This is a genomic window from Enterovibrio coralii (assembly GCF_001559595.1).
Classification (GTDB): domain Bacteria; phylum Pseudomonadota; class Gammaproteobacteria; order Enterobacterales; family Vibrionaceae; genus Enterovibrio; species Enterovibrio coralii.
This window is the reverse complement of the sequence record NZ_LNTY01000018.1, coordinates 1-14,591: the sequence shown is the minus strand read 5'-3', so window position 1 is coordinate 14,591 and position 14,591 is coordinate 1. Positions and strand designations below refer to the sequence as shown.

14 protein-coding genes and 2 pseudogenes are annotated in these 14,591 nt (G+C 48.8%); 11 read left to right on the top strand and 5 right to left on the bottom strand.

Annotated features, from left to right (window positions below; genetic code table 11):
- Nucleotides 1–9 precede the first annotated feature (9 nt).
- Both ATN88_RS06045 and ATN88_RS06040 read right to left on the bottom strand, forming a co-directional pair.
- On the bottom strand, nucleotides 10–912 hold the full coding sequence (locus ATN88_RS06045; RefSeq protein ID WP_067412896.1) for a methylenetetrahydrofolate reductase: 903 nt from the start codon (nucleotides 910–912) through the stop codon (nucleotides 10–12).
- A 54-nt stretch (nucleotides 913–966) separates the two neighbouring features.
- Complete coding sequence (locus tag ATN88_RS06040; RefSeq protein ID WP_067412892.1) at nucleotides 967–2,304, bottom strand: glycine cleavage T C-terminal barrel domain-containing protein; 1,338 nt, start codon at nucleotides 2,302–2,304, stop codon at nucleotides 967–969.
- 228 nt (nucleotides 2,305–2,532) lie between these two features.
- Between ATN88_RS06040 and ATN88_RS06035 the strand changes: the two genes are divergently transcribed.
- The 4 genes from ATN88_RS06035 to ATN88_RS06020 all read left to right on the top strand — a co-directional run bounded on the left by ATN88_RS06035 (nucleotide 2,533) and on the right by ATN88_RS06020 (nucleotide 4,486).
- Nucleotides 2,533–3,180, top strand: coding sequence for an SGNH/GDSL hydrolase family protein (locus tag ATN88_RS06035; protein ID WP_067412883.1), 648 nt, complete (start codon nucleotides 2,533–2,535; stop codon nucleotides 3,178–3,180).
- A 50-nt stretch (nucleotides 3,181–3,230) separates the two neighbouring features.
- Nucleotides 3,231–3,740: a lipocalin family protein gene (locus tag ATN88_RS06030; RefSeq protein ID WP_067412880.1), complete on the top strand. Its 510-nt coding sequence runs from the start codon at nucleotides 3,231–3,233 to the stop codon at nucleotides 3,738–3,740.
- A 161-nt stretch (nucleotides 3,741–3,901) separates the two neighbouring features.
- Nucleotides 3,902–4,099, top strand: coding sequence for a hypothetical protein (locus tag ATN88_RS06025; protein WP_067412877.1), 198 nt, complete (start codon nucleotides 3,902–3,904; stop codon nucleotides 4,097–4,099).
- 51 nt (nucleotides 4,100–4,150) lie between these two features.
- A complete protein-coding gene (locus ATN88_RS06020; RefSeq protein WP_067412873.1) occupies nucleotides 4,151–4,486 on the top strand; it encodes a hypothetical protein in 336 nt (111 codons plus the stop codon).
- Between the two features lie 154 nt (nucleotides 4,487–4,640).
- On the opposite strand, the gene ATN88_RS06015 is transcribed toward ATN88_RS06020, so the two are convergent.
- A complete protein-coding gene (locus tag ATN88_RS06015; protein ID WP_067412870.1) occupies nucleotides 4,641–5,576 on the bottom strand; it encodes a LysR family transcriptional regulator in 936 nt (311 codons plus the stop codon).
- Between the two features lie 193 nt (nucleotides 5,577–5,769).
- Here ATN88_RS06015 and ATN88_RS06010 point away from each other — a divergent pair, with 193 nt between their 5' ends.
- The 4 genes and pseudogenes from ATN88_RS06010 (at nucleotide 5,770) to ATN88_RS05995 (ending at nucleotide 10,098) form a co-directional block, all read left to right on the top strand.
- A complete protein-coding gene (locus ATN88_RS06010; RefSeq protein WP_067412867.1) occupies nucleotides 5,770–6,060 on the top strand; it encodes a putative quinol monooxygenase in 291 nt (96 codons plus the stop codon).
- Between the two features lie 297 nt (nucleotides 6,061–6,357).
- A pseudogene (locus ATN88_RS29065) lies at nucleotides 6,358–7,234 on the top strand (DMT family transporter).
- 307 nt (nucleotides 7,235–7,541) lie between these two features.
- Nucleotides 7,542–9,013 (top strand): annotated as a pseudogene (yfcC, locus tag ATN88_RS06000) (putative basic amino acid antiporter YfcC).
- Between the two features lie 80 nt (nucleotides 9,014–9,093).
- Nucleotides 9,094–10,098: a succinylglutamate desuccinylase/aspartoacylase family protein gene (locus ATN88_RS05995; protein ID WP_067412863.1), complete on the top strand. Its 1,005-nt coding sequence runs from the start codon at nucleotides 9,094–9,096 to the stop codon at nucleotides 10,096–10,098.
- Nucleotides 10,099–10,161: 63 nt separating this feature from the next.
- On the opposite strand, the gene ATN88_RS05990 is transcribed toward ATN88_RS05995, so the two are convergent.
- The gene (locus ATN88_RS05990) at nucleotides 10,162–10,587 is read right to left on the bottom strand and encodes a DUF4399 domain-containing protein (protein ID WP_067412859.1); all 426 of its coding nucleotides are present in this window, start codon (nucleotides 10,585–10,587) and stop codon (nucleotides 10,162–10,164) included.
- A gap of 301 nt (nucleotides 10,588–10,888) precedes the next feature.
- Here ATN88_RS05990 and ATN88_RS05985 point away from each other — a divergent pair, with 301 nt between their 5' ends.
- From ATN88_RS05985 to ATN88_RS05975, 3 genes are read left to right on the top strand one after another with little or no spacing between them, the layout of a single operon-like run.
- Nucleotides 10,889–11,314: a YeeE/YedE family protein gene (locus ATN88_RS05985; RefSeq protein ID WP_067412856.1), complete on the top strand. Its 426-nt coding sequence runs from the start codon at nucleotides 10,889–10,891 to the stop codon at nucleotides 11,312–11,314.
- A gap of 11 nt (nucleotides 11,315–11,325) precedes the next feature.
- Nucleotides 11,326–11,772, top strand: coding sequence for a YeeE/YedE family protein (locus ATN88_RS05980; RefSeq protein WP_067412852.1), 447 nt, complete (start codon nucleotides 11,326–11,328; stop codon nucleotides 11,770–11,772).
- A 29-nt stretch (nucleotides 11,773–11,801) separates the two neighbouring features.
- Entirely contained in the window at nucleotides 11,802–12,047 is a 246-nt protein-coding gene (locus ATN88_RS05975; RefSeq protein ID WP_067412847.1) for a Rho-binding antiterminator, read from the top strand.
- A gap of 78 nt (nucleotides 12,048–12,125) precedes the next feature.
- Here the strand turns inward: ATN88_RS05975 and ATN88_RS05970 are convergent.
- Nucleotides 12,126–14,591, bottom strand: a 2,466-nt coding sequence (locus tag ATN88_RS05970) for a sarcosine oxidase subunit gamma family protein (protein WP_067412844.1), incomplete at its 5' end; no start/stop codon positions are given.

The window sequence follows — 14,591 nt, the reverse complement described above, 5'->3', positions numbered from 1 at the left end:
CCAACTTCATTACGACACAAGCAAATGTGCCGATGACAACCATTGGTTGGACTGCTGCAAGCCGCCAAAAGGAAAAAGGTGAACCCCCTGAAGCGGCGTCGCTGAATGCGACGCTTTGTACTTACTCAAGGCTTGGAATAGCGCATCAGGTTTCCAAGGCCTAAGCAGCCTCATTGCATTCATGTTTTTACTCAACGCTTTCGCCGACGTTGCGACTCCGCACTGTGCGGCATAGGCCAGTAAGTTTTTAAGCCGAGTTGGACCCGCGAGGCCCAAGTAGACAGGAACGGATTCGAGAATGGCTTGATGTCGGTCAAGCCAGCTAATGAGTGATTCCTCATCAAAAGAAAACTGTGTGACGACCCAAAAATCTAGGTCATGTGCCACTGCGTAATCGCGTTTATAGCGCATCGCATTCAGCAATGCCTCGTCGTCGGCATGGGGATGCCCTTCCGGGTGTCCGGCGACGCCAAAACCTGTCAGACCATACTCAGAAAGTAACCCTGATTTTATAAGTGCAAGCGTATCAGGAAACGGTCCTGCTGGTGTTTCTGTATCCCCGGCGATAAGCAGTATTTCTTTCACACCAATACGCTGCATAGATGCTAGCCAGCCGGTCAGCGTTTCAGTGTCTGGCACAATTCGCGCGGGAAGATGAGGCACAGGTTTCATTCCCCAAGCCAGAAGGGTTTCACTGGCCTTTATCGCATCACCAAAATCTGCATTGGGCAAAGCAGGAACATAGATGCGCATACCCTCTTGCATCCAATCCGGTGCTTTATTGCCCAGATCAGCAATTTGTTTTGGTGTGGCCTCAATCGATGCATTCGCCACAAGCGATGATGCTGCTTTAGCAAGATCGGCTTGATGCGGCACTCGATTATCGCTGCCAGAGAGTGAATCCATGATCATTAAATTGTCGCCTGAGGAGAGTAGTGGGTGCAGCAAGGGCGGCACCCACTGCTGTTAATCGACGAAGTCGCTGCCGCGATCTTTCGCCACTTCACGAGAATTTGGATTAACGGAAGGGCGGAAGGGTACATCAACTACCTCTGCATCGACAACTTCTCCACCATATTCAGACGGCAGAGCCACCTTCAATTTGGTGCCGACATCCCTCATGCCCCAAGGCACATGGCAAAGTGCGATGTTCGTTTCTAACTCTGGGCTGTACCAAGGTGATGTGACGTAACCGATCGCGTCACCGCCATCTTCGCCGTGAATGAGCCAAAAGTCGTTGGCGTAGTCCGTAACAGGTTCGCCACCGAACACTATGCCAACCATACCTAGCTTGTAGGGTGAATTTCCTGCTTCAATCTCATCTCTCGCTTTCTCCAACGCGGCTTTGCCGATGTAGTCGCCGTCTTTGTTGCGCGGTACTTGATAGGCAAGGTTGCACTGGAATGGCGAGACTTCCTGATCGAGATCTTGCCCCCAGGAAAGAATGCCCGCAGCAATACGGCGATGGTGGGCAGGTGCAATAACCATAAGATTATGAGCTTTACCTGCCTCTAATACGGCATACCAAACGGTCTCAGCATGCAGCGTGGCGTCTTTACAGTAGATTTCATACCCTTTTTCGCCGGTAAAGCCGGTCTGCGAGATAATGACATCCGCGCCATTTAGGTTACCTTCCATCAGGCCATAAAACGGAATATCACTGACTCCAGGGCCAAAGAGGTCGGCCATCAGTGCCTCCGATTTCGGTCCCTGAATTTGTAGAGGCGCAACGTCAATTTCGGCGATGGAGACATCGAAGCCTTTACCAATGTTTACGCCCTTGAGCCAAAACTCCAAATCACTGTCTGAAATGGAGAACCAGAACTCATCCTCTGCCGGGCGCAGCAGCACAGGGTCGTTGAGGATCCCACCTTCTTCATTGCAAAGAATGACGTATTTCCCGTGCATCGGTTTTATCAGGTTTGCGGCACGTGTGATCACGAAATCGACAAACTTTTCCGCGTCTGGCCCTTTGACCTGAATTTGTCGCTCAACAGCCACGTTCCACATCGTCACATGGTTCACGAGCGCATCGTACTCGACCATGGCTCCACCGTCTTCGGGAAGCACATAGCCACGAGGGTGGTAAATTCGGTTATAAACGGTTGCACGCCAGCAACCCGCTTCAAAAGCGAGGTGCCAATAGGGGGACTTACGAACGCGAGTGGATATCAGCATTTCAACGGGTGTGGGACCCGATTGCCGTAAGTTAATGGGAACGCGTCGGGTGGATTGATCGACGGAGGTGTTGTGTCTTGCCGCGCCTGCTCTTGCTTGGAGGAGACTTTTGTCACTGTCTGTCATGGCTGAACCCTCATTAGTGGCCTAGCTTCCATACCCAAACAACCTGCTCTCACGTTGTTTGGGTATATCTCCGTTAACATGGGCGTTTTTATTCATGACGAGTGTTCAACAGGCGACATGCCAAAAAGTAAAAGCGTCAAAAAACGACACCAAATATCCGGTTTTCTCCTCCTTAATTGTGCAACTTGGGTATAAACTGTATGGCTGTGACTGGAAAGAGGAAGAACAATGCCACGGATACTATGCTTCGGTGATTCAAACACTTGGGGCTACAACCCGACCAATGCTCAGCGTTGGCCTGAAGGTGTAAGATGGACGTCTCGATTGGAGGAGCACCTCAACCAAAATACGTCGCCTGAAGAACATTGGTATGTGCTGGAAGAAGGATTGAACGGTCGAACTACGGTGTGGAACGACCCAATGAAGCCTTACCGAGATGGCAGTGCAGCCCTACCCATGGTTCTGCTCACGCACCGCCCTCTCGACTGGGTAGTCATAATGTTGGGGACGAATGATCTGAAATCCCAGTTCCCGTCTGAGCCTGCTTGGGTAGCCGAAGGTATCCGTAAACTCATTAATCAAATACGCGACACAGACAATGCCTCTTACCCCATGCCTCAAATCCTGATTGTCTCTCCACCCCCTATGCACGATGACAATAACTGGGCGTTGGGTTTTCGCAATGGTCGAGAGAAATCCCTCGAACTGTCTGAACATTTCAGCGTCGTGGCGCAAGAGGAAATGTGTGAATTCCTCGATGCCAGCGAAGTGTGCGAAGCCTCTCCCATTGATGGCCTGCACATGGACGAAGAAGGACACGCCGCGCTTGCAGAAGCCATTGCCGAATTGCTGATTGAAAGAAACAGTGATCAATAACGTACGCAATCTCGTAACTAACTCTAAAACCAAAATAAAAGAGAGTTTCTATGTTTAAACGCTTCCTTATCTTACTGTCAGTTTTTGCGCTCACTGCTTGCCAGTCCATTCCTGAAGGCGTTGCGCCCGTCACCCAATTTGACGAGTCTCGCTACCTCGGTAAATGGTATGAGATTGCAAGGCTTGACCACTCTTTTGAACGTGGCCTGACAAAAGTCACCGCAGAATATGTCCCAAGAGAAGATGGCGGCATTAACGTCATTAACCGTGGTTTTAATGCTGAAGACAACGAATGGTCTGAAGCAATCGGCAAAGCTTACTTCGTGGACGACCCGAGCATTGGCCACCTTAAAGTCTCGTTCTTTGGCCCGTTTTATTCTTCTTATGTGGTTTACGAGCTTGGAGAAGACTACGACTACGCCTTTATTTCTGGCTACAACAAAGACTATCTCTGGTTACTTGCAAGAACGCCTACCGTCTCTGATGAATTACTTGCCCGATTCCTACGTGTTGCGGGTGAGAAAGGCTTTAACGTAGAAGAAGTCATTCTACCTCAATAAGATATCGGCCACTCAGACTAGGGATTTTCAGCTCTTTTGAGCTCAAAATCCCGTTTTTCGCTTAATTTAGCAACAAACTCGGTCGCATTTTCCATAAAGCACTAAACTTCATTTTTGCTTTTTGCTTAAATAGCCCTGTAATAACAAGTAAATCAATAAAAATGCCAATTACGACCGATACCCAAGCGATGCGAAATACGCTCATTCGCTTAAACAATGATGCCCTTGATTCCATGAACAACGACGGTGAATGCACCATCAAAGTTGCAGATCTCTCTACGCTCATGGCCGCATACAAAATTGAACTGAACAAAAATCGTGGACTTAAGAAAACGCTCGCAGCATCGGAGCAAAGTTGACGTTAACATTCAGCTAAAATTGCATAATCCGCTCTACAGTTGAGACCTAAAATGCCTTACACGCTGACCAAATCATCCAACCCTGAAGATTGGGCTCTGATACACCGTTATCTGATGCAGGCTATCCACCGTTTGAGAACGGCAGGAATCCCGCTATGGGAACCGGAAGAAGTCTCGATTGAGGCACTGGTGGGTGCTTATGGTGCGGACAGCCTGTATATGGTGATGGATAAAGGCCAAGCCATTGGCGGCGTTTTTGTGTTGGAGGAAGATGAACTCTTCTGGCCAGAAATCACCACCAATGACAGTCTTTTCTTTCATAAGCTCGTCATCGGTGATGAATTCATCACGAAAGGTATCGGGCATCGCGTTCTCGATGCATGGTGACAATGGCGAAAGACAATGGAAAACGCTGGCTACGCTGCGACTGTCATGGCGACAGGCCACGTCTTCGTAATTTCTATGAATCTTTTGGCTTTTACTGCATCGATAGGAAAGAAGTCGATGGCTTTGATGCCGCGCGCTACGAGTATCCTTGCCTTTAGGACAAACGACTGGATTTAATTATATCTTGCTCAACCAACTGGTTAAGTAACGCCTCACACTTGTCTTTCAGCATCTCTCTGAGCAATCTCGCCGCTGGAGTGATGGATTGTCTGCTCGGAAACACAAGCCAAAGTTCCGAGGATATCGGCGGGTAATCCTCCATCAATGGAACAACCTTACCTTCTAACAAATCGCCAGACATATCGAGTGCGGATTTCGCCGCAATACCCTTGCCCGCTGCGCACCAGCGTCTCACTAACTCGGCATCATCCGATGCACGATTTCCGCTCACTTTCACTTTGTGTTTATTCTGACCATCATCAAACTCCCATACATCATGCAGGATGTTTTGCAGCTGAAATAGCAGCGCATTGTGACCTTTGAGATCCTTTGGGTGCGAGGGTACACCATACTTTTCAAGGTATGACGGTGCGGCGCAGAGCAGGCGTGGAACATTACAAAGCTTAAACCCAAAGACATTGGCTTCTCCCGGCGACCCGTAGCGCAGTGCCATGTCTATCGAATCGCGATAAAAATCGACATTGCTGTCACTGACGCTGGTGCGCAAGCTAACACTGGGGTAAGCATCCATAAATTCGTCTAGCCAAGGTAGAACCCTGTTTCTACCCAAATCTGAAGACATTGAGATTCGTAGCTCACCATCAATAACGTCGAGGCCTTCTTTGACATTCCGTTTGGCCTGCTCAAGCATTTGCAGAGCTTGTTCACACTGAGGCAGATACCTTTCGCCCGCCGAAGAGAGCCGCAGACTGCGCGTTGTTCTGACAAACAACTCAATGCCCAACGTGCGTTCAACGCGCTTCACTGCTGCACTCGCTGCCGCTACTTGCATGTCCAATTGTGTCGCTGCCGCCGTAATACTCCGCAGCTCTGCCACTTTAAGCACAATTTTCAAATCGTTAATTTGCACACTGCCCTTCCTCATTATCAAAAATATTTTGATAATCATTTAAAGATTAGTCTGTTTATCCCAACAGCAGAAACACCTAACCTTTGTACATCGAAACACCAATGGCTCACACAATGACAGGCGATTCAGAACGAGATACCAGAGAGCGTTAAGCCAAAATTTTCCCAATACAGAAATAAAAAGGAATAACACGATGAGTAAATTAACAATTGTCGCGAATATCATCGCCAAAGAAGACAGCATCGAACTGGTTAAAGCTGAACTGCTAAAGCTTATCGATATCACGCGAGCGGAAGAAGGGTGCCTCCAATATGACCTTCACCAAGACAATGACAACCCTGCGCATTTTGTCTTCTATGAAAACTGGGTAAACCGCGAACTTTGGCAAAACCACATGAATGCACAACACCTTAAAGATTACGTGGAAGCGACATCTGATGCCGTTGAAACGTTTACGGTGAATGAAATGAGCATCATCGGATAGGCAAAACAAATAACAGTGCTCGTAGCTAGCGGGCACTGTGTATAAGACTCGAGTCCAACACGACCATTCATCTCTCACTTTTAGCCCACCATAAACCACGCCTAGATAGACACAATGTAGCCAGACATTAGCCTGCACCTGAAATCACACATTGAGGTGTTACAACAAAAGCGAACAATGAGCGCAATATTTCGTCGGCCTTTACCTGATGGTCGCACAACACTTGTGATACAAAACTGGATACGTTTTAATCACTTTGCAAGCCGTTAATTCACGTAAGCACAAGGATTGTCGCCCATGCTGAAGACTGCCATCCCCTTCATCTTCGTTGTTTTGTGGAGCACTGGGTTTATTGGCGCGAAGTTTGGACTTCCTTATGCGGACGCAGCCACCTTCTTGTTTATTCGCATGGTGCTGAACGTCATTGTCTTTATCGTCATCCTTGGTTTAATGAAACCTACCATGCCTCAAGGGCGAGCCCTTTTTCATGTGCTCGCATCTGGACTGATGATCCACGGGTTCTATTTAGGCGGCGTTTTCGCCGCGATTGGCTTTGGCATGCCTGCGGGTCTCTCTTCCTTGTTGGTTGGCTTCCAACCGATTTTGACAGCACTCATTGTTAATAACCTTTCCAGCGAACGTCTAAACCCCGCGCAGTGGATAGCTTGGTCGCAGGCATCATTGGTATTGCCTTTGTGGTTCAAGGCAAGATGACATGGAACGCTGATGCCCAACCGTTTTACGCCTACCTTTTCGTATTCACAGCCTTGATCGGTATTACCATTGGCACCTTGTATCAAAAGCACTTCTGTCAGGGTGTCGATTTGGTCGCATGCGCAATGTGGCAATATGTTGCAGCGGGAGTGTCTTCCTTCCTCTTGCTTGGTTCGTCGAAGGGTTTAACGTGACGTGGTCATTGACCTTTACCCTGACCATGGTCTGGTCAGTATTGGCACTGTCAGTGGTTGCAGTTCTGCTCTACCTATACATGGTTGGACAAGGTGCAGCCTCCAAAGTGACCTCGGTGATCTACCTCGTCCCACCAATCACAGCCATTCAAGGATGGCTTTTCTTTGATGAAGCATTCAGTACAGCAACTGTTATTGGTTTCACCATCTGTGCATTGGCCGTTTATCTGGTGATGCGCGGACCAAAACTTGGCTTCACGAAGTAGCAATCGCCTTCATACATAGAAATAACGCATTGAATGGGAAAGCGGGCTCACCTTCCTATAAGTACATTTTTCATCCACTCTTTTAATGAATACCCCCTCTTTTTCAGTTCAATTTTTATTCAACCTTACATGCTGTTTTTGCTTCAAATTAAGGATTAATTGAATATATCGTTAGCAATATGAAAATGAATTGACTTCTTATTCTATTTTTACGACATTTTATGCCCCTTTTACTTTTGAGAATGATGGAATGTCTCAAACACACCTTTCGACTCAAGACCAGTCGTCAGCGTCGTCAAAGTGGCAAATGCCCGACACCCTGATCCTGATCTTTTTTGTTGGCCTTTTTGCCGCAGCAATGACGTACCTGATCCCTGTGGGTCAGTTTGACAGTCAACAAGTAACGTATATGGTTGATGGCGCAGAAAAATCTCGCACCGTTATCAACCCAGAATCATTCCGTTATGTCACCGATGAAAATGGCGATGCGGTTTACAATCGCGTTCAGTTCTTTGCATCTGGCGGTGGCATTGGCCTGATGAATTTCCCGTTTGAAGGACTGGTTTCAGGTTCTAAATGGGGTTCAGCCATCGGTGTAATCATGTTTATGCTCATCATTGGTGGTGCTTTCGGTATCGTTATGCGTACCGGCACCATTGATAACGGCATCCTGAAACTGATCGATAAAACCAAGGGCAGCGAAGCACTCTTTATCCCTGTACTCTTCTTGCTGTTCTCTTTGGGCGGTGCCGTATTTGGTATGGGCGAAGAAGCGGTGGCATTTGCATCATCATCGCACCTCTGATGGTTCGCTTAGGCTACGACGGTATCACCACTGTGATGGTGACGTACGTCGCTACACAAGTTGGTTTTGCAACATCTTGGATGAACCCATTCTCTGTGGCTATCGCGCAGGGTATTGCGGGCGTTCCTGTTCTGTCAGGCATGACATTCCGTATGATCATGTGGGCTGGCTTCACGCTGGTCGGTATCGCGTTCACCATGATGTACGCAGCGCGCATCAAAGCAAACCCAGAGGCGTCATACAGCTTCCACTCTGATGCTTACCTGAAAGACAAAAAAGTCGAAGACAGTGAAGTGCGCTGGAACCTCGGTGACACACTGGTTATCTTGACCGTTATCGCCACGACCATCTGGGTTGTTTGGGGCGTTGTTGCCCACGCTTGGTACATCCCAGAAATCGCTTCTCAGTTCTTCACCATGGGCTTTTTCGTCGCCATCATCGCGATGATCTTTAAGCTGAATAACATGACGCTGAACGACGTAGCAGCTTCTTTCAAAGAAGGCGCAGGCATCATGCTGGCACCTGCACTGCTGGTAGGTTGTGCGAAAGGCGTATTGTTGCTGCTGGGCGGCGGTTCTGCTGAGCCAAGCGTACTGAACACCATCCTGCACAATACTGGCGGCGCAATCAGTGAGTTGCCATCAGCCGTTGCAGCATGGTTGATGTACGTGTTCCAGTCAGTGTTCAACTTCTTCGTAACGTCTGGCTCTGGTCAGGCAGCGCTGACAATGCCGCTATTGGCACCTTTATCTGATATCGCGGGTATCACGCGTCAGGTAGCCGTTCTGGCATTCCAGCTGGGTGACGGCTTCACAAACATTATCGTCCCAACGTCTGCGTCTTTGATGGCGACGCTAGGTGTGTGCCGCATTGATTGGGGTAACTGGGCGAAATTTGTATGGCGTTTTATGCTTTTGCTCTTCGTCATCGCAAGTGTCACTGTTGTGGGTGCACATTTGGCTGGCTTCGCGTAAGCTTACCTAGTTAGCAAATAACAGAGTTATCAATAAAGGCGAGATGAAAATCTCGCCTTTTTCAAAACAAGAAAAAGAACATGACGACGTATATTAAAGGCAACAAAATCGACGGTCTGGACGTGATCAGCTCTCTCGACGTAGACCAGCTAGAATCAGGCCAACACAAGTTTTGGTTCCGCGCCGCGACGGATGCATTGGCACAATGGCAGCACCTGCCTGTGTGGGTTTTTAAAGGAACAAAGCCTGGTAAAAAAATTATGATCACCGCGGGTGTTCATGGCGACGAATACAATGGCGTCCTGTCAGCACAGGCAATCGCTCGTAGTCTGAAAGGTAAAGAGATTGCGGGCAGCATTACTATCGTCCCAACCGTTAACCTGACCGGCATGCTGCATCATAGCCGTGACTTTTTCTCTTCAGACCCAGATGTGTCTGACGGTAACCTCAACCGTTTCTTCCCAGGTAACGCACACGGTAATGAGCCACAACGCTACCTGTACACCATTTGGCACAACTTGCTAAAACCAAATGCAGAACTGGCAATTGACCTTCATACCCAAACATCTGGCACCGTATACCCTCTCTACGTATTCGCTGATTTCCGTTTGGAAGACGCCTTGAACATGGCGCGCCTGATGAATCCGGACGCGATTTTGAATGACCCAGGTGAGGCGGGTGTGTTGGAAACCGTATGGAATGAAAACGGTATTCCTAGCATCACGGTTGAAATCGGCATGGGCCGTTACACTGACATGGCAATGGTTCAGCGAACGCTGGAAGGCGCAACCAATATTCTGATGCACTACGGCAACCTTTCAGGTTCTGTCGATGCGCTGACACCTGCCATCGAAAGTGCACGCGTGACGAGCCTGCGTGCTGAACAAGGCGGCTTCATTCTGCCAGAAGTTTCATTGATGCAATCCGTGAAAAAAGGGCAGATCTTGGCGCGTCAATACGACAGCTTTGGCGAAGAAGAACATCAGTACCTTGCCCCAGAAGACGGCATTGTATTGAGCCACAATATCGAGTCGATGCGCGCTGCTGGCTCGTTGGCTGTACGTTTGATTCACCCAGAAGCGTAATACGTTTCATCGCTAAAAAGGCCGCAATTGCGGCCTTTCTTATTTATGTAAACAAGCTTGTCGCTACCGAACGGTAATGGTGATTTTCTCCGACATCACAGGCTTGTCGTGCGGAATATGCAGATGGTCGCCCAGCAACAATTGCAGCGTATGCTTGCCTTTGGGCAAGGTCAACAAAGTCTCGGTTTGCCCGCCACCGAAATGCCGAATGTTGTCAGTGGCTGGTAACGGTAAGCTAAAGTCCACCAACGAATCGACATTGATCAGCAAATGATGATGGCCTGAGTTCGGCTGATTATCACCCGCAGGGGCAATCGTCATTCCTTTTAAGCCAAACACGACCTTAAACGTTTCGGGCACAATTTCGCCATCACTAGGTGCAACAAAATATAATTTAGCCTTGGGTGAAGATGGCGTCGCGCTAACCGCAGACGTAGGCATCAGACAAACAGAAAACAGCGTGAGCAGAGCGATAACAACATTTCTCATAAGACTACCTGTATGACCTCAACTCCCTGTTAGCATGGGCAAGTTCACGTCGATACAAGTGTCAGATATTCGGAATTTGGCAAATTTCTATCGTGCTATCTAGCTAGCAAGCATCCCGTCTCCTCGTTCACCTTCCCTACACGCTAAGCTCTCGCTTTCATCCTCTCCGTTTAATGGACAACGCTGGCATTTCACACCCTTAATTAGTATTAACTTAAATATAAATATCTATTTTAGCATTGACTAATATACCAAGTGTTTTTATAGTGAAATGAATTCGAAGAAATGAAGAGAGGCAAGTATGTGGGGTGTGTTTCCTTGGGAAGCTCTGTTTGGTGGTATGTTGCTGGGCCTGTCCGCACTGATCCTTTTGTATTTCAACGGCAAGGTTGCTGGTATCAGTGGAATCGTTGGCGGGCTCCTCTCACCTAAGCGCGGTGATATCGATTGGCGATTGTTCTTTATCGCCGGAATGATCGTGGCTGGCTTAGCCGCCAATAGTATGGGAATCCCTTTCCCTGAACTTGCCTCCACACCCGCAGACCAATCGTCTCTTGTCGCAGTTATTGCAGGCCTTCTTGTTGGCGTTGGAACCAAACTCGCCAACGGATGTACCAGCGGACACGGTATTTGCGGTATTGGTCGATTATCTCCACGCTCGCTTATCGCCACCATCGTCTTTATGGCTTCAGCGATGATCACCGTTTTTGTTACCGCGTTTATCTAAAGGAGGCAGACATGTTGTTTCGTTTTATCGCTTTGCTTTCCGGCCTGCTGTTTGGTCTCGGTATGATGGTCTCCGGCATGGTCGACCCAGTAAAAGTTATTGGCTTTCTCGACGTATTCGGGCAATGGGATCCTAGTTTAGCCTTTGTGATGGGCGGTGCGCTGATGGTGTTTATCCCCGGCTATTTCCTTGTCATCAAGAAACAAAACGTTCCTAAACTTGCAGCAGCGTTCACGCTGTCTAGTCACACCAAACCAGACACTAAGTTACTCAGCGGTTCTGCGCTTTTTGGTATAGGTTGGGGACTCGCGGGTATCTGCCCTGGGCCTGCAATTACTCTCGCTGGCACTCAAAGCCCGACAATCGGCCTCTTTATCATCAGCATGCTTGCGGGTATCTTTATTGTTCAGGTTGGCGCAAAGAAATCGTCCAAGATGATCGAAAGCGCAACGCACTAAACACACCCAACTCGAACAAAAGGACAAGCATGATTAAGTGTTCCGATTATGACTACATTGAGATCGTTTGCCTGTTTCACTATCCGGTTCGATTGACGTTGAAAACAGGTGAACTCATTGAAGGTGTGGCGCAAGATACAAGGCGCAACGAGAACAAAGATGAATGTGTCTTACTGGATGTAGAAGGCTCCGAGCAGCTTGTTGTCTTAGACACCATTTCAACGATTGAGGTATTGGTCGACAATCCGCACTTTAAACATGCAAGCTTTGAATAGGTTATCTAAGAAATCCTTTACGGAAAAACGCCCCAAAATTGGGGCGTTTTTACTGCTCAATCGACGCATTAAATATGGCTAACAATCCAGTGCGATACCGTATTCATCAGCCGCATCTTGGATCCAAAGCCCTACATAGTCTGCAAAGCTTCGTCTGACCACCAGCTCATACGTATTTTCGCTGCTGTGCTTCAAAAATACCTGAGCCTTGGCAAACGTTGTGCCGACACAGCGACCAACATGAAAGTGCCTATCGTCGACATCGTACGAAGTAGATTTTTTCAGGACATCAATCGCATGTGATCCTGTCAACGTCAGTAACGTCTGTCCGCCCGTTACATCCGTGATGGAAAAATGCCCTTCCAATGCATCTCGCAAACTTTGTTCAATTTGCTCCGCACCGCGCTCTTGGCTGACGATAAGCCATTCATCAGGGGCTAACCACCAAACCTCTACGTCCTCGGCGGCCGCTGTCGTACATGGCTGCGACGGCAATGCCACGCCAAGCGTTTTCTCAACAGCACCTGCGAATGCTGGCGTGGATTCTCCGCGCAGCACAAGCTGTGAGACATTCTTGTGTTCATGAAGGTGAACACCTGCCGCTTGTTGTGGTTTGACTTTGCCCAAGTGGCTCAAAGGAAGTTCACGTAATGGCGAAAAGTCCGTCTCAACTTTCACTTCGCTGTCATGAGCTTTGCCCGGTTTTTCATTCTTCATGTCATAAAAAACAGAGCTGCAAATTTGCGCTTTCAACGTTGTCCCGTCTGCCAGCGGGAAGTAAACGTAGTCGCCCATTCGGTTTAAGCCGTTTTTAATCAGACCTAAAGCCACTGAACAACCCAGTACGGCACTGTAGTACGAAGACGTAACATGCCCAACCATGGTCATTGGAATTGGTTGGTCTGGGTTATCGACAGCTTGCGCTCCTTCCGGTATCACCTTGCTTGGCTCAGTGGTTTTCAATCCAACCAATTGCTTTCTGTCTGTGCGAGACGTGTCTTCTCGTTCCCAAGAGCGACGGCCAATAAAGCTGAACGTTTTCTGTTTGCCCGTTATCCATCCCATGTTGAGATCTTGAGGTGTTACCGAGCCGTCTGTGTCTTGACCTACAATGATGAACCCTTTTTCCGCACGAAGAATGTGCATGGTCTCGGTGCCGTAAGGCGTAATTTCATACTCCTCGCCAGCATTCATCACTTGTTGCCACACATACATGCCGAAGTTGGCATTCACGTTAATCTCAAACGACAGCTCTCCGGTGAAACTGATACGGAACACCCGGGCATCCACACCTGCCACTTTCATGGGTTTCCAACTCATAAACGGCAGCGCGTCTTCTGAAATGTCTTGATCACCCACCAGCTTTTTCAGCAGATTTCGACTGTTGGGCCCAGAGATGGTCATCGTTGCCCAGTGGTCAGTGACACTGCTGAAGTAGACCTCCAGCTCTGGCCATTCTGTTTGGTGCCAAAGCTCTAGCCAACGCAAAACCCCCGCAGCACCGCCTGACGTTGTCGTCATCAAGAAGTGGCTGTCGTTAATACAAGATGTTACGCCGTCATCGAACACCATGCCGTCTTCATGACACATCAAACCATAACGGCATTTTCCAGGGGCCAGCTTATCCCAGCCATTGGTGTAGATCCGGTTAAGGAAGTCTCTCGCGTCTTTACCTTGAATATCGATTTTACCCAGTGTCGAGGCATCGAGGATCCCGACGCTTTCCCGCGTTGCCTTGCATTCTCGGGCCAGAGATTCCTCCATGGTTTCACTCCCTTTCGGGTAGTACCACGGACGTTTCCACTGACCGACATTCTCAAACTTTGCGCCGTTAGCGACGTGCCATGCATGCATCGCAGTGTAACGCTCTGGGTCGAACAAATTGCCAACTTCGCGCCCAGCCAACGCACCAAACGTCACTGGCGTATACATGGGGCGGAAAATCGTGGTTCCCGTTTCTTCGATCGTTTTGCCCATCGCATTTGCGGCAATCGCCATACCATTGATGTTGCCGGTCTTGCCCTGATCGGTACCAAAACCCATCGCCGTGTAGCGTTTGATATGCTCAATCGACTCATAGCCTTCTCGAACCGCAAGCTCAATCCCTGCCGCCGTCACGTCATTCTGAAAATCGACAAACTGCTTTGGCGCGCGGCTCACAGGCAAACGGTGAGGCAATAAATACAGGTGCATAGCAGGTGACATTTGGAAGGTCTCAACAGGCGGCAATGTCGCCCCATCGCGCTGAACCTCTAATGCTGTCGCGATTCTATCGGCAGCATCCAAACCGCTTTGCATGACATCTAGCAAGGTTTGCTCACCGATGACAGCGCCTGCGTAATCCATGCCTTCAACTGTATTGGCAGGAACAAACCCTGCGACGTCATCTCGCCAGACTGGTCGACTGCCCGTATGGCAGCTTAAATGCAACGTTGGGCTCCAGCCACCGCTTGATGCCACAACATCACACGGCAACACGTGAATAGGCCCAATAACCTCCCGCCCTTCTTTATCGATAGGCGCGACTTCAGCTCCCGTCACATG